The sequence below is a fragment of the Micromonospora sp. Utrum1 genome (assembly GCF_057197805.1).
In genome coordinates, this window is the sequence record NZ_CM170071.1 from 7,334,537 (window position 1) to 7,356,826 (window position 22,290).

A 22,290-nucleotide genomic window follows, 5' to 3' on the forward strand; every position below is an offset into this window, starting at 1 on the left:
CGTTCCTCCCCCAGGCCGCGGCCGTCGACGTGCGCGGCCCCTCGCCCTCCACGCTAACCGCCCCCTCCGACGGGCACATCCCCGGAACCGGCAGAACCGGCGGCGGGATCAGCCGCCGGCGAGGCGGGCGCGGAGCGCGTCGGCGACCGCCCGTTCACTGCGCTGCTCGGTGGCGTACGCCAGCCGCACCGCCTCCTCGGCGCTGGCCAGCGCCTCGGCCGGGTGGCCGCAGGCGGCCAGCGCCTCGGCCAGCACCATCCGCGCGATGACCTGGCTGCGCACGTCCTCGGCCGGGGCGGACACCGCCCGCTGCGCCCAGTCCAGCGCCTGCTCGCGCTGGCCGTGGGCGAGCAGCGCCGACGCGTACCGGGCCATGGTCTGCCGGCGGGAGAAGAGCAGCGACGGACTGTTGGCGGCGGTGGTGGCGACCGGGGCGAGCAGCCCCACCGCAGTCGCCGAATCGCCGGCGGCGAGCCGGGCCATGGCGAGCAGCACCCGGGGCGCCACCTGGGCGGGGGCCTGTGGGTTGTGCGGCTCCACGGTGGTCAGCACCGACCGGGCCTCCCGCTCGGCGGTCGCGGCGTCGCCCATGTCCAGCGCCACGAAGCCGCGCATCGTCCCGGCCATCCCCGTCAGCAGCGGGTGCGCGGTGCGGTCGGCGTAGGCGAGGGCGTCGGTGAGCAGGTCGGCGGCGTGCTCGGGCTCGCCCAGCCCGCGGGCCACCACCCCGCGTACGACCAGCGCGAAGCCCTGCCCCCAGTCGTCGCCGACCTCGGCGAACTCCCGGTACGCCCGGCGTGCCGCGCGGTCCGCCTCGGCCAGGTCGCCCAGCTCGGCGGTGGCGTACGCCTCGACCGCGCGGAGCGTGCCCACCGCCCACGCCTCGCCGACCCGCTCGCCGAACGGCAGGAACACCTGCGCCATCCGGCACGCCTCGCGGAGCCGGCCGGCGAGCAGCCGGGCGAACGCGGTGGTGCCGCGCAGCCAGGCCCGCCCGTACGGGTCCTTCAGCTCGGCGAAGAGCCGGGCGGCCCGGCCGAGCACCGCGTCGGTGCCGGCGAAGTCGCCGCGGGTGGTGGTCACCCAGGCCAGGTTCTGCAACGACCAGGCCTGCCCGCGCGGGTCCTTAGCGGCGAGGCTGACCTGGTAGGAGGCGGCCAGCCGGCTGCTCGCCTGACCCAGCCGGCCGGCGATGAAGTCGGCCATGCCGAGCCGGCGCATCGCCGAGGCGCGCATGGTCGGCAGGTTGGCCTCCGTGGCCACCTGCAACGCCTCCTGCCAGCTCCGCTCGGCCCGGGCGGCGTCGCCCAGGGTCTGGTGGGCCTGCCCGGCCAGCAGCAGGGCGCTGGTCCGGGTGGCCGCCGCGTCCCCGGCGTTGGCGGCGATCTTCTCGGCGAAGGCGAGCGCGTCGGTCGGGCGGCCGATCTGGAGCAGCGCCCGGGCGTGCACCACGCGGTCGGCCAGCGGCACCCCGTCGCGGGCCAGCTCGGCGGCGCGTTCGGCGTACTCGACGGCCAGCGCCGGCTCCCCCGATCGCAGCGCCCGGCGGGCGGCCCGGCCCAGCGCGGCCACGCCCAGCGGGGCCACCGCCCGGGCCGGCGCGTCCGGGCGGAGCTTGACCGCGTCGGCGAGCGCGGCGGCCCGCTCGACGTGCTCGGCCACGAAGTCGTCCCGGGCGGACTCGGTGAACCCGCCCGGCGGCGTGGTGGCGCCGTCGGCGCTCTCCGGGGCGGCCCAGCGGGCCAGCGCGGCGTGCCGCTCGGCCAGCTCGGCCTTGCTCACCCCGGTGTACGCGGCCTCCCGCATGAGCGGGGTGGCGAAGGCGAACCCGGTGCGGGTGCGGTGCAGCATGCGGCGTTGCAGCAGCTCCTCCACGGCCCGGTCCAGCTCGACCGCGGCCACCGCGGCCGGCCGGCCGTCCCGCCCGACGCGCTGCTCACGCAGCGCCTCCAGCGCACCGGCGGGCACCGTGTCACCCACCACCGCGGCGTCCCGCAGCACCGAGCGGGCGTCCGGCGGCAGCGCGTCGATCCGCGCGGCCAGCACGGCGGCCAGGTCCCGGGAGAGCAGCCGGCTGCCCAGCGAGCCGGGCGCGAGGCGCCAGCCGACGTTGGCGTCCCGCCCCGGGCCGGCGGTCAGCGCGCCGCGCTCCATCAGCAGAGTGACCAGCTCGGCCAGGTAGAACGGGTTGCCCTGGGCGGTGGCGAGCAGCCGGTCCGCGTCGGCCGGCGACAGCTTGCCGCCGCTCAGGTAGCTGGTGAGCAGGCGGGAGGCGTCGGCGCCGCGCAGCGGGGGCAGGGCGTGCACCTCGGCGTCCGCGACCCGGGTCAGCGCGCCGGCGGTCCGCACCAGCTCGGGCCGGCCGAGCAGCAGCACCAGCACCGGGCCGCTGAGCCGGTTGAGGGTGAGCGCGAGCGCCTTGATCGTCTCGGGCGTTGCGTCGTGCAGGTCGTCCACCACGATCACCAGCGGCGCCTCCTGGGCGAGCGCACTGAGCAGTTCGGCGACCGCGTTGGGCACCGCCTCGGCGTCCGGCGGCGGCGCGGCGGCGTTCCACTCGCCGTTCTCGCTGGCGGCGGGGAGTTCGGCATAGCCGAGCAGGGCCAGGAGCTGGTCTACGGCGAGCGGGGGCGGGTCGCCGGGGAGCCGGGCGAGGCGCTGCCCGAGCCGGCGCAGCCGCTCCTCGACGGCCGGCCGGGTGAGCGCGGTTGCCGCGTCGTTGGGCAGGCCGACCGCGGCCCGGACCAGGTCGGCGAGGGGGGCGAGGCGGCGCCGCTCGCCGAACGCGGCGCAGCGGACGGAGAGCACCCGGGCGCCGGTGTGCGCGGCGTACCGGCCGGCGCCGACGTCGTAGCCGGCGGCGAGGCGTTCGACCTCGGCGGCGAACCGGGACTTGCCGATCCCCGCCTCGGCGGTCATCAGCAGCACCCGCGGCTCGGCCCGGTCGATCACCTCGGCGAGGCGGCCGGCGATCCGGCCGATCTCGGTCTCCCGGCCCACGAAGGGCGCCTCGTCGCCGAGACCCGACCGGGTGCCCGGCGCGTCCAGCAGGCCCAGCAGCTCGTACGCCTCGACCGGCTCACGCTTGCCCTTGAGCCGCAGCGGGCGCAGCGCCCGCCAGGAGGCGACGTGCCGGGTGGCGGCGGAGGTGCGCGCGCCGGCGTAGACCGCGCCGACGGCGGCGGCGTCGGCGAGCCGGGCCGCTGTGTTGACCGTGTCGCCGATGACCGTGTATTCGATCGCCGCCTGGATGCCGGCGATCACGTCGCCGGTGTTCAGCCCGACCCGCAGGCCGAGCGGCGCGCCGCCGCCCCGCTCGTCGTCGAGCACCCGGCGGACCGCCCGCTGCATCGAGAGCGCGGCCCGGACGGCCCGCTCGGCGTCGTCCTCGTGCGCCACCGGCGCGCCGAAGACCGCCATGATCCCGTCGCCGGTGAGCTTGTCGACGTGCCCGCCGAAGGTCTTGACGGCGCCCGCCAGGGCGGCCAGCACCCGGTCGGTGACCGCGCCGACCCGTTCCGGGTCGAGGTCCTCCGACCAGGAGGTGAAGTCGGAGAGGTCGCCGAAGAGCACGGTGACCACCCGCCGCTCGGCGGCGGGCAGCGTGGCGGCGGCCGGCAGCGCGGCCCCGCAGTTGTGGCAGAACCGCGCGCCGGGCACGGCGACGGTTCCACACACCGGGCAGGTCACGGTTGCTCCAACCCCGCGGCCCCCGCGTCGGATTCCCGAGGCGTCACGCCGAGGTATTCCAGCTGGGCCCGGACCGACCATTCGGCGGCCCACCACAGCGACCGGTCGACGTCCGCGTAGACCCGCTCGACCACCTCGGGAGCGGTGGTCGCGCCGGCGGCGACCGCCGCACGGACCTGGTCGAGCCGGGCCCGCCGGTGCGCCAGGTAGAACTCGGCCGCCGCGCCGCAGTCGGCCAGCGCCGGGCCGTGCCCCGGCAGCGCCGGGATCCCCCGGTACGTGGCGAGCAGTTCCAGGCTCGACAGGTAGTCGCCGAGGTGCCCGTCCGGGTGGGCGACCACGGTGGTGCCCCGCCCCAGGATGGTGTCGCCGGTGAGCACGACCCGCTCGTCGCCGTGCACGACCAGGAAGCAGACCGAGTCGGCGGTGTGCCCGGGCGTGCTCAGCAGGCGGATCTCCAGGCCGTTGTCGAGCGCGGCGTCCGGGGCCAGCGGCGGGCCGCCCACCGTGTACGCCGGGTCGACGGCCAGGACCGGCGCCCCGCCGAGCAGCTCGCTCAGCCGCGGCGCGCCCTCGGTGTGGTCGGCGTGCCCGTGGGTGATCAGCACGAAGCCGACCGGGCCGTGGGCGGCGAGCGCGGCCAGGTGCTCCTCGTCGGCCGGACCGGGGTCGACCACCACGGCGTGCTCCGCACCCGGGGCGCGCAGCACCCAGGTGTTCGTGCCGTCGAGCGTCATCGGCCCCGGATTCGGGGCACGCACCAGCGTCACCCACTCCGGCAGCTCGTCCGCGAGCGCTCCGGCGGCTCCGGTCACAGGCCCCATGGCAGCGATCGTACGACCCCGCCCGCCGCTCCCCGCGATCTTGCGGTTCCGTCACGGGTTATGTCCCCTTGCGGGCTGTCTGCCCGCCCGGAACCGCAAGATCGCGGGTACGGAGCGTCAGGCGACCTCGACGATGACCTCGACCTCGACGGGGGCGTCCAGGGGAAGCTCGGCCACGCCCACCGCGCTGCGGGCGTGCCGGCCGGCCTCGCCGAAGACGGCGCCGAACAGCTCGGAGGCGCCGTTGACCACGCCGGGCTGGCCGGTGAAGCCGGGCGCGCTGGCCACGAAGCCGGTCAGCTTGACGATCTTGACAACGTTCTCCAGCCCGACCAGCGAGTCGATCGCGGCGAGCGCGTTCAGCGCGCACCGCTGCGCCAGGTCCTTCGCCTGCTCGGCGGAGACGCCGTTGCCGACCTTGCCGGTGGCGAGCAGCTTGCCCTCGGCGATCGGGAGCTGGCCGGAGACGTAGACGTGCTGCCCGGACTGGACGGCCGGCACGTAGCTGGCCAGCGGCGACGCCACCTCGGGCAGGGTCAGGCCGAGTTCCGCGAGCTTCGCGTGCGGTCCGTTGCTCATGCGCCTGCGCCCTTCGGCCGCTTCAGGTAGGCGACGAGCTGCTCCGGGTTCGGGCCGGGAACCACGGAGACCAGCTCCCAGCCGTCCTCGCCCCAGTTGTCGAGGATCTGCTTGGTCGCGTGGACCAGCAACGGGACCGTGGCGTATTCCCACTTCTGCATCGGGTAGAGGCTCCCTTGCCTGGCATGGACTTCGGTCAGGCACAGCCTACGGTCCGGCGCTGTCAGGAGGGCGCGGGACGCTGCTCGGGCGTACCGGACGGCTCGCCGCAGGGGCCCTCGTGCTCGTACCGCTGCGGGCACCGGGTGCGGTCGGGCAGCAGCAGGTCGCAGAAGACCCGGTGCCGGTTGTTCTGGTCGTCGGCCGTGGAGACGGTGGTCTCCCCGGCGTCCAGCTCGGTGAGGAAGCCGAGCGAGGTGGCCACGGTGCCGGCGAGCGCGGTGGCCGCGGCCAGGTCGGGGACCCGGACCGGCAGGTGGATGACGTAGCCCGGCTCCTCCTCGTCCCGGCCCCGCCCGGTCGGCCGGACCGGGCCGCGGAGCACCTCGGTCGGCGGGCGGTACGACCGCTCGTTGAACGGCGCTTTCGCACCGGGCCCCTCGGCGTCGCCGGGCCGTCCCGCCCGTTCGCCGGGGGGAAACTGGGCTCGGGGAATGTTCTCCGCGTCGCGCATCCGCTGCCTCCGGGCGTCGTACCTGTTCACAGTCACCCACCATCCGGCTCGGAACCCACGCCCGGTCCGGCCCCCGCGTCGCGACGAACGTAGGACCTGCGCGGAGTCCCGGCAACGGGACGCGCGCACCCGGTCACGTCCAGTCACATATGCGACACATTCCTGATCCGGAACGCGACGGCGGTTCGTGCCGGGGCCTGCCGCGGCACGGCGTACGCGGGGCTGGCAAGCCGCCCGCCGACCGTTACCCTTCCGGTCTGGACGAGCGCCCGTGCTCGCCCCGCCACGCTCGATCACGTGTCCGTCGCCAGGGGCGGCGGCGGCGCGCCGCACTCCCGGGGGAAGACATGACCCAACCGCCCATCGGTGGCGCCGCCGGCTCGCCCGGAGGTCCCGCCCACCAGGAACCGCCCGCCGGTGCCGTGCCGGCCCCCGGGGCGATGCCTCCCGTGCCGCCGCCCGGCTACCCGCCGTACCCGCAGCCGCCGGCTCCGAAGAGGCGGCGCGGCGTGCTGATCGCCTCGATCGTGCTGGGCGCGGCGATCCTGCTCTGCGGCGGAGGCGGCACGGCCGCGTTCCTCACCCTGCGCCAGGCCGAGGACGGCCAGGGCGCCAAGGAGCCGACGGTCGCGGTGGACGGCTTCCTCACCGCGGTCTACAAGGATCGGGACGCCCGCAAGGCGGCCACCTTCGTCTGCTCCGCGTCCCGGAACGACCAGAAGATCGCCGCCAAGGTCGCCGAGGTGCAGAAGTACGCCGGGCAGTACCAGAGCGCGCGGTTCCGCTGGACCACCCCGAAGGTGGACAACCAGACCGGGGACCGGGCCACGGTCAGCACCAAGGTCACCATGACCACCGCCGACGAGAAGGTGGCCGACCAGGAGCTGCGCTTCACCGTGGTGCAGAAGACGGGTTGGTGGGTCTGCGAGGTCGCGTGACCGCGGCGGCTGGATAGGCTCGACGGGTGGCAGCGACTGAGCAGCCGGCCGAGTCCGCCGGCAGATGGCCGGCCCGCCTGCACGTGGTGACCGGCAAGGGCGGCACGGGCAAGACCAGCGTGGCGGCGGCGCTCGCCCTCGGGCTGGCCGCCGGCGGCCGGCGCACCCTGCTCGTCGAGGTGGAGGGGCGGCAGGGCATCGCCCAGCTCTTCGGCACCGACCCGCTGCCCTACGAGGAGCGGCACCTGGCCGACGCCCCGGGCGGCGGTGAGGTGCGCGCCCTGGCGGTGGACGCCGAGGAGGCGCTCCTCGAGTACCTGGACATGTTCTACAAGCTCGGGGCGGCCGGCCGGGCGCTGCGCAAGCTGGGCGCCATCGACTTCGCCACCACCATCGCCCCGGGTCTGCGGGACGTGCTGCTCACCGGCAAGGTCAAGGAGGCGACCACCCGCACCAGCGGGCAGCGCCGGACGTACGACGCGGTGGTGCTGGACGCCCCGCCGACCGGGCGGATCGGCCGCTTCCTCAACGTCACGGCGGAGACCGCCCGGCTGGCCAAGGTCGGCCCGATCAAGACCCAGAGCGAGGGGGTCTCCGCGCTGCTCCGCTCGCCGATGACCGCGGTGCACGTGGTCACGCTGCTGGAGGAGATGCCGGTCCAGGAGACGGTCGACGCCATCGCCGAGCTGACCAAGCTCGGCTTCCCGGTCGGCCGGGTGATCGTCAACGGGGCCCGGCCCCCGGTGCCGGCCGGCCGGCCGGTGACCGCCGCCGAGCTGAAGCGCGGGCTGGCCGCCGCCGGCCTGCCGGCCGACGCCCGGACCGTGGCCGGCCTCGCCGCGGAGGCCCGCGACCAGCAGGTACGCCGGGAGCTGGAGGACTCGCTCCGCGCCGACCTGGTGGAGCTGGGCCTGCCTCTGACCGAGCTGCCGCTGCTGCCGGCCGGGGTCGACCGGGCGGGGCTGGGGACGCTGGCCGAGACGCTCGTCCGGGCGGATTGACTCACACCTGCGGCCGGCACGGAGCCGAGAGACCCTCGAGACCGATACGCTCGATTGGTGCCTTCCGAAGACGCGGCGCCACCGCTGGACGTCGACCAGATCCTCGCCGATCCGGGCGTGCGGATCGTGGTCTGCTGCGGGGCGGGCGGAGTGGGCAAGACGACCACCGCGGCGGCGCTGGCGCTGCGGGCGGCCGAGCGGCACGGCCGGCGGACGGTGGTGCTCACCATCGACCCGGCCCGCCGGCTGGCCCAGTCGCTCGGCCTGACCGAGCTGGACAACACGCCGCGCCAGGTCAAGGGGATCGACATCGAGTCCAGCGGCGGCCAGCTGCACGCCATGATGCTCGACATGAAGCGCACCTTCGACGACGTGGTGCTCCAGCACACCGATCCGGCGAAGGCGGCGGAGATCTTCGCCAACCCCTTCTACCAGGCCATGAGCTCCACCTTCGCCGGGACGCAGGAATACATGGCGATGGAGAAGCTGGGCCAGTTGCACGCCCGGGGCGAGTGGGACCTGATCGTGGTGGACACCCCGCCGTCCCGCTCGGCGCTGGACTTCCTCGACGCGCCGGCCCGGCTCTCCCGCTTCCTCGACGGCCGGATGCTGCGGCTGCTGCTCGCCCCGGCCCGCAGCGGCGGGCGGAGCATGTTCAGCTTCGTGACGGCCAGCTTCGGGATGTTCTCGAAGGTGGTGCAGAAGGTGATCGGCGCGCAGCTGCTCACCGACCTGTCCGGCTTCGTCGCCGCGCTGGACTCGATGTTCGGCGGTTTCCGGCAGCGGGCCGAGCAGACGTACCGCATCCTCCAGGCCCGGGAGACGGCGTTCCTGCTGGTCGCGGCGCCGGAGCCGGACGCGGTCCGGGAGGCCGCCTACTTCGCCGGCCGGCTGCGCTCCGAGCGGATGCCACTGGCCGGCCTGGTGCTCAACAGGGTGCACCGGCCGGCGGTGCCGGAGCTGGCCGCCGCGGACAGCCTGGCCGCCGCGGAGCGGCTGGCCGGCGTGGGCGGCCACGAGGGCACCGCCGAGGTGCTGCGGGCGCACGCCGCGCTGGCCGAGCAGGCGCTACGCGAGCAGCGGGAGGCGGCCCGGTTCACCGAGGAATTCCCGGCGGTGCCGGCGGTGTCGGTGACGGCGCAGCCCGCCGACGTGCACGACGTCGACGGGCTGCGGACGATCGGCGAGGCGATCAGCCGGCGCTGAGGCGCGGACCGACCGGCGCGTCGGTCAGTTGGCCGTGGTCACGAGGACCTTGTCCCGACCGGCCTTCTCCTTGGCGTTCTTCTTCATGGCCGCCTCGAACATCTTCCGCCAGCTGGTGACCTGCGGGTGACGGCGCAGCAACGCCCGGCGCTCGCGTTCGGTCATGCCACCCCACACGCCGAACTCGATCCGGTTGTCGAGTGCGTCGGCCAGGCACTCGTACCGAACTGGGCAGCTCCGGCAGATCCTTTTCGCCACGTTCTGTTCGGCGCCCTGTACGAACAACGCGTCCGGGTCCCCGTTCTGACACGCCGCCAGTGACGGCCAGTCAGTGATCATGCCCATCTGTACACGTCCCCCCTTGCAGTACCTACCGACTTCGCGCGACCAGCCGTCGAATTCCCCCCGGTCGTCCGGGCCGACCTCCCCAGGGCGGCGCGGACGACGTGTGGCTGCTGTCGCCGCCACCATCATGCTGTGTAGTCGCCTGATTACGCAACGTTGTCGGCGAAATCCATCATTCCGGACACTCCCGGCTTCCCGGGCCTTCGCCCGCCGTCTACCCGGCCGGAGTACGTGAAAACGCTGCGCCACTCCCCCGTTCGGGGGAGACTTCTGCCAGGTTTCACGCAACCACGCACCGGGGTTCGTGCGTTTAGCACAACGAGGACGGCGCGCGCAGGAAATGGGGAAACTTCCCGGCGCGCCCCTCGTTCCCTACTCGCGTACCCTGTCGAGGTGACCTGGATGCGGAAACGTGACCACAATGTGCTGACCAACGCCGCATCGCTACTCATCTGTGGCCTGTTGGCCGGCGTGGTGGTCGCGGCGGCGGCCTTCCCCGCGGTGGCGATGTCCGGACTTGCCGCCAAGGCGGGCGCGGAGACCTTCGGCGCGCTGCCCACCGAACTGACGGTGGCCCGCTCGCCGCAGATCACCTACCTGCTGGCCTCCGACGGCAAGACCCCGCTGGCCACGATGTACGACGAGAACCGGCGCGACGTGAAGCTCAAGGACATCGCGCCCATCATGCAGAAGGCCATCATCGCGGCCGAGGACCACGACTTCTACAAGCACAACGGCGTGGACCTCAACGGCGTGGCCCGGGCGTTCGTCAACAACCAGGCCGGGGCCCAGCGGCAGGGCGCGTCGACGCTCACCATGCAGTACGTCCGGCTGGCCATCTCCTACTCGGCCACCCACCCGGCCGACGTGGTCGCCGCGACCGAGGACACCAGCGCCCGCAAGCTGCGCGAGATGCGCTACGCGCTGCAGATCGACAAGGAGCTCTCCAAGGACGAGATCCTGGAGCGCTACCTGAACATCGCCGCCTTCGGCAACGGCGCGTACGGCATCTACGCCGCCAGCCAGGTCTACTTCGGCAAGGTGCCGAGCAAGCTCGACATCCAGGAGTCGGCGATGCTCGCCGGCATGGTGAAGGCGCCGACCGCGTTCGACCCCACCACGCCGGCCGGTTACCCGGAGGCGGTCGGCCGGCGGGACTACGTCATCGACAACATGGTGCAGATCGGCGCCATCACCAAGGAGCAGGCCGACCAGGCCAAGAAGATCCCGCTGAAGGTCAGGAACAAGCGCACCCCGAACGGCTGCGTCGCCACCAACACCCGCTCCTGGGGCTTCTTCTGCGACTACTTCTACCGCTGGTGGATGCAGCAGGAGACCTTCGGCTCCACGTCGTACGACCGGGAGCGGCGGCTGAAGAGCGGTGGCTACACCATCACCACCACGCTCGACGTGCAGGCGCAGAAGGGCGCCGACAAGGCGGTCCGCAACCAGCTGAGCGAGGACAAGACGGCGGCCCGGATGGTGGCCGTCGTCGAGCCGGGAAGCGGCCGGGTCCGCGCCATCGCGGTCAACCGGAACTTCAAGCTCGACGACCCGGCCCATCCGCAGAACAAGATCTCCAGTGACCCGAAGAAGGCCAAGAAGAAGATCCGGGGCAACCGCCCGAACACGGTCAACCCGCTGATCACCGGCGGCGGCGGCATCACCGGCTACCAGGCCGGCTCGACCTTCAAGATCTTCACACTGGTGGCGGCCCTGGAGAAGGGCTACCCGCTCAGCTACACCATCAACGCGCAGGAGCAGTTCAAGTCGGAATACATCATCGACTCGGGCAACCCGGCCGCGTGCAAGGGCACCCACTTCTACTGCCCGCAGAACGCCTCGAAGTCGATGGCCGGCGTGCACAACATGTGGAGCGCCTTCGGCGCTTCGGTCAACACCTTCTTCGTGGAGCTCCAGCAGCGCGTCGGCGCGGAGAACGTGGTGAAGGCCGCGCAGAAGCTCGGCATCACCTTCCGGGCGTCCAACGACGCCAAGTTCGCCGCGAACAAGGACGCCGCGCACCAGTGGGGCGCGTTCACCCTGGGCGTCTCGCAGACCACCCCGCTGGAACTGGCCAACGCGTACGCCACCCTGGCGGCGGACGGGAAATACTGCGAGCCGATCCCGGTGCAGGAGATCCGCGGCCCGGACGGCGACAAGCTGGACATCGCCAACCCGCACTGCGAGCAGCGGATCAGCACCGAGGTGGCCCGGGCCGCCGTGGACGCGGCGCGCTGCCCGGTGGGTGACCACTCGTCGACCTCGAGGTGCAAGAACGGCACCGCGGGCAACGTCCGCGGGGTCGTCAACGCGCCGGTGGCCGGCAAGTCCGGCACCACCGACGGGGACAAGACCTCCGCTCTGGTCGCCATGACCAAGCAGTACGCGGTGGCCGGCATCGAGGCCGACCCGGACTGGCCGCAGACCAACCAGCGGATGAGGCACAACGAGGTGCCGTGGGGCATCAACCCGGCGGTCTACCAGACGTTGCGGGATGCCATGAAGGGCAAGGAGCGGATCAACTTCACCCCGCCGAGCGGGAAGATCATCGAGGGTGACCAGCGCTCCATCCCCGGCGTGAAGTGCGAGTCCGTCGACACCGCGAAGTCGCGGCTGCGCGGCGCCGGCTTCGAGCCGGTGGTGTCCAGCCAGAAGGTCCCGTCGGAGTGCCCCGTGGGCACGGCGGCCGGCACCAGCCCGGACGGGCGCACCATCAAGGGTGGCGTGGTGACCATCGAGGTCAGCGCCGGTGGCGGGGCGCCGAAGCCCGGCACCGGCACCGGCGGGCCGGCGGTCCCGCCACCGCCCAACCAGGGCCGCCCGGGACGACCGCGCGGCTGACCCGAGCAACGCCAGCGGGCGGGCACCCCACCGGGTGCCCGCCCGCTTCGTCGTCAGGAGGGGGTCAGAGACCGAGCTGGCGGCGTACCTCGGCGGCGACCCGGCCACCCTCGGCCCGGCCCGCCACCGCGGCCTGGGCCGCCTTCATGGCCGGGCCCATCTGCGCCTTGCCGGTGAAGCCGCCCGCGGCGAGCGCCCCCGAGACCAGCTCGGCCAGCTCGTCGTCGGAGAGCTGCCTGGGCAGGTAGCGCTCCAGCACCTCACCCTCGGCGGTCTCCTTGCCGGCCTGCTCGGCGCGACCCGCGTCGGCGAAGGCGGTCGCCGCCTCGCGCCGCTTCTTCGCCTCCTTGGTCAGCACCGCGAGCACCTCGTCGTCGCTGAGCTCGCGCTTTTCCCTGCCGGCGACCTCGGCGTTGCCGACGGCCGCGAGGGCCATCCGCAGCGTGGAGGTGGTCAGCTGGTCGCGCGCCTTGAGAGCGGCGCGCATGTCTTGGGTGAGACGGTCCTTCAGCGTGCTCATGGACGGTCAAACTACCCTGAACGCCATGCGAAAGCGCACACTATTCCGGCTCGCGGCCGGGACCGTCGCCGCCGGGGCGGCCACCCTCGCGTACGCGTCACTCGTCGAGCGGAACATGTTCACCCTGCGCCGGTACGACGTACCGGTGCTTCCGACCGATGCCGAGCCGCTGCGCGTACTGCACCTGTCGGACCTGCACATGATGCCCAACCAGCGGCGCAAGCAGGACTGGGTGGCCTCGCTGGCCGCCCTCGACCCCGACCTGGTGGTGGTCACCGGGGACAACATGGCGCACCCGGACGCGGTGCCGGGCGTGCTGCGCGCCCTGCAACCACTGCTCGACCTGCCCGGCGCCTTCGTCTTCGGCTCCAACGACTACACCGGGCCGGTCCTGAAGAACCCGTTCACCTACTTCCTGCCCGACCGGGAGTACACCGAGGGCGTGCCGCTGCCGTACGAGGAACTGCGCGACGTCTTCACCGGCGCCGGCTGGGTCGATCTCAACAACGCCCGCACCACGCTGAAGGCCGGGGGCCGGGAGATCGAGCTGGTCGGCGTGGACGACCCGCACATCGAGCGGGACGACTACCCGGCCGTGGCCGGGCCGGTCAGCCCGGGAGCGGCGCTCTCCATCGCGCTGGCCCACTCCCCGGAGCCGGCCGTGCTGGACCGGATGGCCGCCGACGGCTTCGGGCTGCTGCTCGCCGGGCACACCCACGGCGGGCAGGTCTGCGTGCCGGGATACGGCGCGCTGGTCACCAACTGCGGGTTGCCCCGGTCGATGGCCCGCGGGCTGCACCGCTGGCCGGGCTCCGACTCCTGGCTGCACGTCTCGGCCGGCCTGGGCACCCACCCCACGGCGCCGGTGCGTTTCGCGTGCCCCCCGGAGGCGAGCGTCCTCACCCTGATCCCCCGCTGACCTCACGACGCCAGGGGTACCGAGTTTGACCATCGGAGCGGGTGGGCTACTATTTGTCGGCACGCCTCGGGGTGTGGCGCAGCTTGGTAGCGCGCTTCGTTCGGGACGAAGAGGTCGTCGGTTCGAATCCGGCCACCCCGACCAGGTCAGAGGGCACATCCGATCGATGGATGTGCCCTCTAGTGCGTCTTGGGTGACCAACTGAGTGACTACGCCTCAGCAGCCGGCGCGAAGATGCGATCCATGACCGCCGCGCCTTGCAGCAGCACTGGCCGGAGCTGATGACGGTAGACCAGCTCCGTGACGGTGGTGCCGGAGTGCCCGCACAGGTCGGCGATGTCTTCCAGGCTTACCCCGCTGTCGGATAGCAGCGACACGAAGCTGTGTCGTAGTTCGCGGGGTGTCCAGGCGGCCGGGTCAAGGCCAGCCAGGGTGACGACTCGGCGAAAGGCCCGGCGGACGTTGGCCGCGTCGAGGGCAGTGCCGACAGTCGAGGCGAAGACCAGGTCGAGCGCCTGCCAGTCCTTGCCGGCACTCTTGCGCTCCTGGCCCTGACGCTGCCGATGACGGGTCAGCGCGGTGACGCACCGGACGGGAAGGGCGAGGGTTCGCCGCGACTTGCGGGTCTTGGTGTCGCCGCCGTCCCGGTCGGAGCGCCACACCTGCACCGACGGCGGCACCGGCGGGTCGGCGTCCGGTTGTCCGTCGAGGTCGACATGGTCCCAGCGCAGCGCCCGGAGTTCTTCGGTGCGCGCGCCGGTCAGCAGGGAGAGCACGACATAGGCGTGCAGCCGGGTTTCCTCGGACGCGTCAAGGACGGCCTTGGCCTGATCAAGTGTGAGGGACTTGGAGGGTCGGCCCTCCTGGCCGCGCGGGACGGTGCACAGCGCGACGACGTTGCGCTTCACCTTGTCTCGGGCCATGGCTCGGTTCATCGAGCGGTTGAGGCACCCGTAGAGGTCGCGGAGGGTGCGGGTGCTGAGTGTGGTTGCCTTGTCAGCTAGCCAGCGGTCGACGTCCTGGGCGCGAAGCTCGCGTAGCTTCCGAGCGCCCAACGCCGGGATGATGTGGGTGCGGCACAGGATCTCGCACTTGGTCTTGGTGCGGTCTGATCGGCCGTTGAGGCCGTAGGTGAGCCAGTCGGTGACGGCTTCGGTGACGGTGTAGTGGTGCTCGGCGATGGCGAGCCCGTCTTCGTAGTCGCGGATCTTCTCCCGCAGTTTGGCGCGGGCTTCGGTCTTGGTCTTGCCGCTGCCTTTGCGCACGATGCGCTTGCCGGCCGGGGTGTAGCCGACGGTGATGGTGGCGATCCAGCGTTGCCGGGACTCGTCCCAGTGCAGGCCGCCTTCTCCTCGGGCGCGGCGTGTGGTCATCGGGTGCCTCCTTTCCGGGCTTCCTCTTCGAGCAGGTCGACGTAGGCGGTGATGGCGGTGTCAGGGACCAGGCGGGTACGGCCTTGTCGGACGGTACGTAGTCGGCCGGCGCGGATCTGTTCGTAGATCACAGACCGAGACAGGCTGAGCAGGTGCATAGCTTCCGGGATGCGGTAAAGGGCTCTCGTCGGCGCGTCGATGGTGGATGCGGTCAAATGGCTCTCCTTGTCCAGGGGTAGCTACGCGGCGATCACAGCAAGGTCTGCGGGTGTGGTGCCGAGCTCGTGGGCGAGTTCTTCTCGGCCGGTGGCGTGTCGTTCGCGGGCGAGGGCGGCGGCGGTGTTGGCCAGTAGTGCGTCGCCGGTGGTGTGCCAGCCGACGCCGACGAAGGTGAGGGTGCCGACGATGAGCGTGGTGTCGTCGGGGTGGTTGACCGCCTGGATCGGTTCGCCGGCGGCTTGGTCCTGGTCCTCGCTGCGCCGGTAGGTGACGCGGGTGTCGCGCAGGAGTTGGAAGGTGACGGAGTAGCGGCGGGCTTTGGTGAGGAAGTGGCCGCCGAAGCCGAGCATGTGCGCCCACCGGCGCAGTCGGGCGTACGGGTTGGCCGGGGCGGGTTTCGTCGGTTCGGCGTCAAGGACGGCTTGACGTTCGGCGATGCAGACGGGGCAGGCCCGGTAGCGGGTGTGGGTGCCGCAGTCGGGGCATTCCCACCGGTCGACGAACCCGGGCCGAGGTCGGGGGTCACGGGGCCGCTCCGAGAGGGGTACCGGGGTGCCGGTGGGTCGGCCGATGCGCCAGCAGGCGTCGATGAGGCGGGCGGTGTGGTCGCCGTCGGGGTCGGCGTAGTCGCCGATGCTCTCCGCCGTCAGGCGGGTGGAGCTGTGTCCAGTGGCCTCGGTGCTCTTGGTGGCGTATTTGGCGAGGTAGCCGGCGACCATGCTGTCGGTGACCTCGCCCCGGCCGGTCAGCGAGATGGTGCGGATGTCGAGCTGGGCGCCCCAGACGATGTGCCAGCCTTCGGGCCGGTCGGGGTGACTCGGGGTGGCGTAGTCGACCTGGGCGGCGGCGTGGCGGAGGGCGTCGTCGAGGTCGGTGGCGGTGAACCCGGGCGGCGGGGGGACGACGGCGGTCGGGTCGGTGTGCACGCCGTCCAGGCGCACGAGGGCGTGGAAGTGGACCGCGCCGCGTGTCTGGAACTCGGCGGCCTTGCCGTGCGACAGCCGCACGGGTGGAACCTTGCGAGTGTTGCCCGATGGCGTGACGACGGCGACGCGGGCGATGCCGCGTCGGCCCGCGAGCTGGGCGAGCCAGCGTTCGGCGGCTTGCTTGGTGCGCCGCCACAGTTCGCCGGAGAACACGTTCCAGACGACCTGGTGGTCGTGGTCGTAGCAGTCCAGGCACAGCGGCTGGCCGAGTACCGCGTCACCCGGCTCGTGACGCGCCCAGCAGACGGCGGGGCGGCCGTGGGGGCACAGGCCGGCGGCCGGGTCGGTGGTGCGGCGGGCGTGGCAGGGGTCGGGCCGGCAGTCGCAGCGACGCCGGTTGGTGCAGGTGTGCCGCTTGACGGCCCGGTTATGGACGCGGCCGAAGGACGGGGCGGTGAAGGTGGCGAACACGGCCGGGTGCCGCGACACCGACTCCGGCACGCCCTTGCCGCCGACGAGGCCCGCGCGCAGGAGCTGGTAGGCGTCGCGCTGGTAGGTCTGCGCGCACGCGGGGCAGACCCTCGACCGGCGGTTGCCGCAGGCCTTGTAGATAGCGGCATCGGGCATGGCATCGGTGTGCCGCTGGTCAAGGATCCGCCCGGTTCCGGACTCGACGGACAGGAGTTGGCCGGCGAGTCGGATAGGCCGGGTGCAGCCGGCGGCGGCGCGGACGTGTTCCAACCAGCCGAAGTAATCGGGTTGGGTGGCCCGTTGGAACGCGGAGCCGGCGGCGGTGTAGGCGTAGACGGGGGCGGTGGTGTCGGCGTTCGAGCCCACACCCCGGGCCGAAGTCCGGGGTGTGAGGTCCAGCGTCGACGCCATCAGGCGGCCACCTCGGGCCGGTTGGTGGTGATGGTTTGTTGGGTGACGATGGTCCGGCAGGCACCGCACTGGCGGTCGGCCGGTTCGTGCCGGTGGCACGGAATGGTGGTGGTCACCTGGCCGCAGCGGATAGTGACCGGGGTCCGGCATGCGCCGCCGGGGATGACGTGGATGACGGTGCGTCGGGTGTCGTAGGGGTGAGGCTCGGCGAAGGCCGGGCAGGTGTGGGTGAGGTGTTCGATGTCGACAACGTGGATGGTCATCGGGCACCACCGGTGACGGGGGTGCCGTTGACGGCGGGGGTGTGGCCGCCGAGGGTGTGCAGCAGTTCCCGGGCAATGTCGGGGTCGACCGACAGCAGGCCGGCGAGTTCGTCGGCGGTGATCCGGCGGCCGGTGCTCTGCTCGTGTCGGCCGATGACGAAGCGGGCGGTGGGCACCAGGTGCGCCGGAACGTCCGGCCGGGTGATGGGTGCCGGGGTGACCGGTGCGGTGATGACAGCCGGCGCAGCCGGCGGCGGGGTGTCGACGGTCGGCGCGGCGGCCGGGGTGTCGTCACTGTCGGTGGAGGTTCGCCAGCTGGTTTCGGTCGACGCAGCGTCACCGGTCGTGGCGGGTTCGAAGTGCTGGTTCTTGGCCGCCAGGTCGCGGGCGGCGCTCAGGAGGGCGGCGGCTTCGGCTTCGATGGCGGCGAAGTCGGGTCGGATGCGTCCGGCGACGAGTTCGACGCCGATGACGAGGACGACGACCAGGGCGAAGACGAGCCGCAGGCCGAGGCTGCCGGGGGATGCGAAATTGATGGTGGCCGACAGCAGGGCGGCGCAGGAGAAGACGACGAGTGCTCCGCGCTTGGCGTCGCGAGCGATCCCGGAGGTGCGGACGACTATGAGCATGGACACCATCGCGGCGTCAAAGATCAGCGGCACCAGGTAGGCGAAATAGCCGGCCTTCTGGGTCCACAGGTAGTGGCCCTGGTGCAGGTAGCTGGTGGCGAGCGCGCCCAGCAGAACGAACCGGTTGTACCGCTTGATCGACGCGATTGCCTTGAGCATGGTCGGGACCGCGTTGCGGGCGTACTCGGCGGCGAACTGCTCAGTCACGGTGTGCGGATCAGTGGACATGGGGAGGCACCTCCCGGCGGGTGTCGCAATAGACCAGGTCGATGACGCCGGAGCAGCCGGCGCAGAACAGCGGGGACAGGCCGAGAGAGGCCAGGCTGTTGAGCAAGCAGGGCAGGCAGGTCGGTTCGGCCGGGTACAGGCCCTCGCCCTCGCAGGTCGGGCAGACCTGGAGGCAGGCGCGGCACAGCTTGTAGACGGGGCCGAGAACGTCATGGACGCCGTCCGGAGAGACGCCCTCGATGCACCACAGGCACGGGTCGGACAGGTTGAAGGTCATCGGGTACCTCCGTGGCAGTCGAGGCAACAGCCGTAGCGGCGGGGGATGTAGTAGGGCTGCACCAGTCCGCAGACGCGGCAAGTGCGGCGGGCGCGAAGCGCCTTGGCGATGGCCACCCGCTGGGCGGGGGTGGCGGTGCGTTTGGGCGCGGCCAGGTCGAGGCGGTAGAGGTAGGCGAGACGCTTGCCGCGTCGCCACACGATCTGGGCCACCGGATCGTGTCCTCCGGGTCGAAGGCCGGCGGCGCGGAGCTGACGGCGAGTCGCCAGGCCCTCGGGAGCCATTCGGTAGGCGAAGGTGTCGAACCGGTCCGGGTCAAAGGTGAGCGTCATGCCTGGCCTCCCCAGCGTTGCTGGGCGGCCTGCTTGGAGACGCCGAGGCGTTGGCCGATCTCGGCCCAGGAGTAGCCGAAGGCGCGCAGGCCGATGACGGCGTCGCCGATGGCGTCGTCGAGGTTGGCTGACAGGGCGACCAGGTCGCGGAGGGCTTCCACGTCGCCGGCGGCGACGCGGCGGCCGTGGGCGCGGATGATGCGTCGGGCGAACGCGGCGAAGGCGTCGTTCTCGACGACCTCGCGGCGCTTCCGGCGGGACGGGGTGTGCGTCAAGGACGCCTTGACGGTGAACATCACCGATCGCCCCCCTGGTTGTGGAGGCGGTCCCACTCGTCGGCCGCCGCTTCTAGGGCGGTGATGACCTGCTCGGCGGTCCGCGCCGGGTCGTCGTTCCAGGAGTAGGGCGAGGTGTGCTCGTCGATGACGAAGCCGTCCTCGTCGACGCAGAACAGCGGCTCGTGGGTGTCGAGCCAGTCGACGAACGCGGCCAGGGTGGCGAGGTAGTCGGCGAGGGTGTCGCCGTCGAGCTGGGCGAAGTGCTCGACGCGGTGGCCCGCGCAGGAGATGCCGATGGCCCCGGCGGCGCAGGCCGGCGGGGTGAGGGTGTCCGTGCTGGTGTTGTAGTAGGTGCCCTGGTGCCAACCGTGCCGGCGCAGGTAGAGGGCAGCCATCCGCAGCAGGTCGGCAGGGGTGACCTGAACGTCGGTGGGTGGTTTTTGGGTAGCCTTCATGGCAGCCACGTCCTTTCGGGGCTGTTGGCGGAAGGTCGGCAGGACCGGTGAGCTTGCGAGGCCAGTCCGGTCCTGTCGGCCGTTTCAGGTGTTGCGCAGCCGCAGGTAGCGGCGGTGGCGGGTGTCGTCGCCGCCCATGCGGGTCGGCGCGGAGACGTAGACGAGTCGGCCGCTGGCGCTGGCGACCTGGACCATGGCGGCGATGTCCTCGGGACGGCCGACGATCCACAGTTCGGTGTACTGCGCGGCCTTCTGGTTGTTGGCCTTGGCGTAGGTGCGCTCTCTGGTGCTCATGCCGCCGCCTCGAAGTCGACCCGGCTGAGGTCCGGGATCAAGGTCGGTAATGGCCGTGGGCGGCGGGTCCAGGCGGCGTAGTCGGCGATGTTGTAGATGTCGGCGTCGGTGAGATAGGCGGCCTTGATGCGGCGCGGGATGCCGCCTTCGGCTAGGAGGTAGGCCGCGCCTTGGTTGGTGGGGGCGATGTCGGAGGCGGTGTAGCCCTGCTCGGCCCAGCCCTGACCGAGGATGATGTTCGAGCTGTTCAGGCTGGTGCAGCGGAACGCGGCCCGATAGCCGAACAGGTCCCGCAGGCTGGCGGGGATGATGTCCCATGACGGGCGTTGAGTGGCGGCCACGACGGGCATGCCGCAGGCGCGGCCGAGGGAGACGAGCCCGCGCAGGAGGGTGGAGAACTCTTCCTGCTGTGCCTTGGTGCCGAGCACCGTGGAGTACATGGCGAGTTCGTCGATGACGGTGAGGATGACCGACATGCCGTCGCCTTCGGCGAGCTTGCGGCGCCGGTTGGCCAGGAGCCAGGTGTAGCGGTTGGTGGCCACGACCAGCAGGCGGCGCAGCACGTCGATGCCCTGGTCGATGTCGGGGCCGATGAAGGCGTCGGCCAGGTCGCGCCAGGGGCCGAGTTCAACGAGCTTGGAGTCGAAGAGCACCAGGCGGGTGTTGTCGCACAGGACGCCGTGTCCGCAGATGTTGTTGACCAGGCCGGACTTCCCGCCGCCCGGCTCGCCGGCGGCGAGAAGGTTGTGGTAGACGACGTCGAGATAGACGGGCTGGCCGAACTCGTCGATCCCGATGAACACCGGATCGAACATCGACAGGCCAGCACCCACCGGCACCGCGTCAGCGGAGGTGGGGACAGTGGTGGTCATGAGGTGCCCTCCTTGGGCGGGATGTGGGCGCGAGAAGCCACACGAACGAGCCCGCAGGGCTCCTCGCATCCCGGTTGGGTAGGGGTCAGATCCAGTCGGAAACGTCGTCCGCCTCGGACGACGCCGAAGCCGCGGGCTTGCTGCCGTTGGCGGTGGTGGCCGGCGTCTTCGCCGACTTGCCCTGCGTCGGGAGAGTGACCGTCGGCATGTCGATGTCCGGCAGGTCCAGGGCGGTGGGCACCGTCAGCGGCGACGCCGCCACCGGCGCAGTCGGGTCGATCACGTCGACCAGCGGGGAGCCCACGCGGGCGGTCAGCACCTCACGGCGCTTGATGTCGAACCGCAGATAAGCAGCGTTGTTCTCCGAAGCGCGCTCGATGAGCACGGTGGAGGCGTGGCACGTCACAGCGATCTTGTCGAGCCGGCCTTCCAGGTCCTTGGCCGACAGACCGGGGCGCAGATAGACCCAGACCCGCTCACCGACCGGGGTGGGCTTGGCCCACAGGATCAGCGGCAGACTGCCGGACTGGTTGGCGATGATGAACTGTGCGAAGCACACGCGCAGCCGATGCCTGACCACGAGGCACCAGGTCCAGGCGACCACCCGGCGACGAACCGTCGCAATGGCAGCCGGGACGCCGACGACCAGGGCGACCACGAGCAGCGTCACCAGGGTCGAGGTGTGGTTGGCGAGCTGCACCCAGCAGGTGAGCAGCAGCACGGCGAGCAGCGTTTCAATGCTCCACCACCACAGCAGCCGGATCACCGGCCACACGCGCACGAGCAGCCAGGCGACACCGCCGGCCGGAACGCCGATAAGGGCACCGACGATCAGGGCCACGATCGGGTGCCAGTAGGACGCGGCCACCACAGCCGACAGCAGGCCGACGATGACCGCCGTCAGGATGAACGCCAGCTTGGCGTTACGGGCCGAGGAACGGTGAACCTTGGCCTCGATGACCGTCACCGTTCCGGTGGACTTGCCGCCGAAGCGGCGAGGGCTAGACTTGGACACGACGAGTCCTCCCAATGCCAGTTGGGTTGGATGAGTGGGCGGCACCGGGGTCGGCAGATGTAGGAGTCAGTACCGACCCCGGGCCATTTCCTTGGGGTTGTCACCACTGCCAGGTGGCGACCGGACCGGGAATGTAGGAGTCAGGAACACTCCCGGAACCGCATTGAGATGGGATTCAGCGGACCGTCAGGCCGCTACGGGGTGACCACGGACACCAGTGGCTCACACAGCACGTCGTGCGATGGACCTACTTGGCCGGAGTACCGTTCTTCGGCTTCAGAGACACCGCCCGGAACGCGACGCCGTTGCGCCCGTTGGTCGCCCACGGAATGGCCTCCAACTGCTCGACCGCCAGGAAGTCCCCCACCTTCACGTTCGGCTTCTCACCCGCCGTCGTGATGGTGATGACCTCCCCGCCGTTCTCGTCGAGAACGAAGACCTGGGTGGACCACATGAGCCGGCCCGTGTTCTTCTCGGACTTCTGGTTGCCGTTCTGGTCGTTCTTCGGCTCCGGGTCCTTCGACGCCGTCACCTGCTTGCTCGTGGTGTCCACGTACAGCTTCAAGGCTGTCTCCTTCTGCTGGGGCACCGCTCGTCGGCGCACTCCGTTGTCTTCGTGTCTTCATGAAGACGTGCAGACAACGTACGACGCCGCGAACCGTCGCGTCAAGACTTCATGAAGACCTAAACTGGTGGGAGACGCGAAGG

At 71.8% G+C, this 22,290-nt stretch carries 25 protein-coding genes and 1 tRNA gene; 6 read left to right on the top strand and 20 right to left on the bottom strand.

The window, feature by feature from the left end; translation table 11 throughout:
• Positions 1–108: 108 nt before the first annotated feature.
• The 5 genes from AC0OLQ_RS34580 to AC0OLQ_RS34600 all read right to left on the bottom strand — a co-directional run bounded on the left by AC0OLQ_RS34580 (position 109) and on the right by AC0OLQ_RS34600 (position 5,766).
• Positions 109–3,690: an adenylate/guanylate cyclase domain-containing protein gene (locus tag AC0OLQ_RS34580; protein ID WP_484529615.1), complete on the bottom strand. Its 3,582-nt coding sequence runs from the start codon at positions 3,688–3,690 to the stop codon at positions 109–111.
• A complete protein-coding gene (locus AC0OLQ_RS34585; protein WP_484529616.1) occupies positions 3,687–4,514 on the bottom strand; it encodes an MBL fold metallo-hydrolase in 828 nt (275 codons plus the stop codon). Before AC0OLQ_RS34585 ends, AC0OLQ_RS34580 begins: the two co-directional genes overlap by 4 nt.
• A gap of 117 nt (positions 4,515–4,631) precedes the next feature.
• The gene (locus tag AC0OLQ_RS34590; protein ID WP_262282657.1) at positions 4,632–5,093 is read right to left on the bottom strand and encodes a RidA family protein; all 462 of its coding nucleotides are present in this window, start codon (positions 5,091–5,093) and stop codon (positions 4,632–4,634) included.
• Positions 5,090–5,254: a Sp36 family protein gene (gene sp36, locus AC0OLQ_RS34595; RefSeq protein ID WP_091316921.1), complete on the bottom strand. Its 165-nt coding sequence runs from the start codon at positions 5,252–5,254 to the stop codon at positions 5,090–5,092. Before sp36 ends, AC0OLQ_RS34590 begins: the two co-directional genes overlap by 4 nt.
• Positions 5,255–5,316: 62 nt before the next feature.
• Entirely contained in the window at positions 5,317–5,766 is a 450-nt protein-coding gene (locus tag AC0OLQ_RS34600) for a hypothetical protein (RefSeq protein WP_484532507.1), read from the bottom strand.
• Positions 5,767–6,113: 347 nt separating this feature from the next.
• On the opposite strand from AC0OLQ_RS34600, the gene AC0OLQ_RS34605 reads away from it, so the two are divergent.
• The 3 genes from AC0OLQ_RS34605 to bagB are packed head-to-tail and all read left to right on the top strand — an operon-like array spanning position 6,114 to position 8,911.
• On the top strand, positions 6,114–6,704 hold the full coding sequence (locus AC0OLQ_RS34605; RefSeq protein WP_357333993.1) for an Rv0361 family membrane protein: 591 nt from the start codon (positions 6,114–6,116) through the stop codon (positions 6,702–6,704).
• 26 nt (positions 6,705–6,730) lie between these two features.
• The gene (gene bagA, locus AC0OLQ_RS34610; protein WP_484529617.1) at positions 6,731–7,705 is read left to right on the top strand and encodes an ATPase BagA; all 975 of its coding nucleotides are present in this window, start codon (positions 6,731–6,733) and stop codon (positions 7,703–7,705) included.
• 54 nt (positions 7,706–7,759) lie between these two features.
• A complete protein-coding gene (gene bagB, locus AC0OLQ_RS34615) occupies positions 7,760–8,911 on the top strand; it encodes an ATPase BagB (protein WP_484529618.1) in 1,152 nt (383 codons plus the stop codon).
• 24 nt (positions 8,912–8,935) lie between these two features.
• On the opposite strand, the gene AC0OLQ_RS34620 is transcribed toward bagB, so the two are convergent.
• The gene (locus AC0OLQ_RS34620) at positions 8,936–9,256 is read right to left on the bottom strand and encodes a WhiB family transcriptional regulator (protein WP_091266889.1); all 321 of its coding nucleotides are present in this window, start codon (positions 9,254–9,256) and stop codon (positions 8,936–8,938) included.
• A gap of 402 nt (positions 9,257–9,658) precedes the next feature.
• Here AC0OLQ_RS34620 and AC0OLQ_RS34625 point away from each other — a divergent pair, with 402 nt between their 5' ends.
• Entirely contained in the window at positions 9,659–12,100 is a 2,442-nt protein-coding gene (locus tag AC0OLQ_RS34625) for a penicillin-binding protein (RefSeq protein WP_484529619.1), read from the top strand.
• 64 nt (positions 12,101–12,164) lie between these two features.
• On the opposite strand, the gene AC0OLQ_RS34630 is transcribed toward AC0OLQ_RS34625, so the two are convergent.
• Positions 12,165–12,620 (bottom strand): GatB/YqeY domain-containing protein, encoded by a 456-nt coding sequence (locus tag AC0OLQ_RS34630; protein WP_484529620.1) that lies wholly within the window; start codon positions 12,618–12,620, stop codon positions 12,165–12,167.
• A gap of 25 nt (positions 12,621–12,645) precedes the next feature.
• Between AC0OLQ_RS34630 and AC0OLQ_RS34635 the strand changes: the two genes are divergently transcribed.
• Both AC0OLQ_RS34635 and AC0OLQ_RS34640 read left to right on the top strand, forming a co-directional pair.
• Entirely contained in the window at positions 12,646–13,539 is an 894-nt protein-coding gene (locus tag AC0OLQ_RS34635) for a metallophosphoesterase (protein WP_357333981.1), read from the top strand.
• A 67-nt stretch (positions 13,540–13,606) separates the two neighbouring features.
• A tRNA-Pro gene (locus AC0OLQ_RS34640) sits at positions 13,607–13,683 on the top strand.
• Positions 13,684–13,748: 65 nt separating this feature from the next.
• On the opposite strand, the gene AC0OLQ_RS34645 is transcribed toward AC0OLQ_RS34640, so the two are convergent.
• From AC0OLQ_RS34645 to AC0OLQ_RS34705, 13 genes are all read right to left on the bottom strand, one after another.
• On the bottom strand, positions 13,749–14,912 hold the full coding sequence (locus AC0OLQ_RS34645) for a site-specific integrase (protein WP_484529621.1): 1,164 nt from the start codon (positions 14,910–14,912) through the stop codon (positions 13,749–13,751).
• A complete protein-coding gene (locus tag AC0OLQ_RS34650; RefSeq protein WP_484529622.1) occupies positions 14,909–15,127 on the bottom strand; it encodes a helix-turn-helix domain-containing protein in 219 nt (72 codons plus the stop codon). Before AC0OLQ_RS34650 ends, AC0OLQ_RS34645 begins: the two co-directional genes overlap by 4 nt.
• Before the next feature lie 24 nt (positions 15,128–15,151).
• Positions 15,152–16,939, bottom strand: coding sequence for a replication initiator (locus AC0OLQ_RS34655; protein WP_484529623.1), 1,788 nt, complete (start codon positions 16,937–16,939; stop codon positions 15,152–15,154).
• Positions 16,939–17,202: a hypothetical protein gene (locus AC0OLQ_RS34660; protein WP_484529624.1), complete on the bottom strand. Its 264-nt coding sequence runs from the start codon at positions 17,200–17,202 to the stop codon at positions 16,939–16,941. Before AC0OLQ_RS34660 ends, AC0OLQ_RS34655 begins: the two co-directional genes overlap by 1 nt.
• Positions 17,199–18,059 (bottom strand): DUF2637 domain-containing protein, encoded by an 861-nt coding sequence (locus AC0OLQ_RS34665; protein ID WP_484529625.1) that lies wholly within the window; start codon positions 18,057–18,059, stop codon positions 17,199–17,201. The genes AC0OLQ_RS34660 and AC0OLQ_RS34665 overlap by 4 nt, the downstream gene beginning before the upstream one ends.
• On the bottom strand, positions 18,049–18,336 hold the full coding sequence (locus tag AC0OLQ_RS34670; protein ID WP_484529626.1) for a hypothetical protein: 288 nt from the start codon (positions 18,334–18,336) through the stop codon (positions 18,049–18,051). Before AC0OLQ_RS34670 ends, AC0OLQ_RS34665 begins: the two co-directional genes overlap by 11 nt.
• Positions 18,333–18,668 (bottom strand): RRQRL motif-containing zinc-binding protein, encoded by a 336-nt coding sequence (locus tag AC0OLQ_RS34675; RefSeq protein ID WP_484529627.1) that lies wholly within the window; start codon positions 18,666–18,668, stop codon positions 18,333–18,335. The genes AC0OLQ_RS34670 and AC0OLQ_RS34675 overlap by 4 nt, the downstream gene beginning before the upstream one ends.
• Positions 18,665–18,964, bottom strand: a complete 300-nt coding sequence (locus tag AC0OLQ_RS34680) for a hypothetical protein (RefSeq protein ID WP_484529628.1) — start codon at positions 18,962–18,964, stop codon at positions 18,665–18,667. Before AC0OLQ_RS34680 ends, AC0OLQ_RS34675 begins: the two co-directional genes overlap by 4 nt.
• On the bottom strand, positions 18,964–19,401 hold the full coding sequence (locus tag AC0OLQ_RS34685; RefSeq protein ID WP_484529629.1) for a DUF6197 family protein: 438 nt from the start codon (positions 19,399–19,401) through the stop codon (positions 18,964–18,966). Before AC0OLQ_RS34685 ends, AC0OLQ_RS34680 begins: the two co-directional genes overlap by 1 nt.
• An 84-nt stretch (positions 19,402–19,485) precedes the next feature.
• Positions 19,486–19,695 carry a hypothetical protein gene (locus AC0OLQ_RS34690; RefSeq protein WP_484529630.1) on the bottom strand — a complete coding sequence of 70 codons (210 nt, stop codon included), beginning with the start codon at positions 19,693–19,695 and terminating at the stop codon, positions 19,486–19,488.
• Positions 19,692–20,567: an FtsK/SpoIIIE domain-containing protein gene (locus AC0OLQ_RS34695; RefSeq protein ID WP_484529631.1), complete on the bottom strand. Its 876-nt coding sequence runs from the start codon at positions 20,565–20,567 to the stop codon at positions 19,692–19,694. Before AC0OLQ_RS34695 ends, AC0OLQ_RS34690 begins: the two co-directional genes overlap by 4 nt.
• A gap of 85 nt (positions 20,568–20,652) precedes the next feature.
• Positions 20,653–21,534, bottom strand: coding sequence for a hypothetical protein (locus AC0OLQ_RS34700; RefSeq protein WP_484529632.1), 882 nt, complete (start codon positions 21,532–21,534; stop codon positions 20,653–20,655).
• Between the two features lie 295 nt (positions 21,535–21,829).
• On the bottom strand, positions 21,830–22,147 hold the full coding sequence (locus AC0OLQ_RS34705; protein WP_484529633.1) for a hypothetical protein: 318 nt from the start codon (positions 22,145–22,147) through the stop codon (positions 21,830–21,832).
• Between the last annotated feature and the right edge of the window lie 143 nt (positions 22,148–22,290).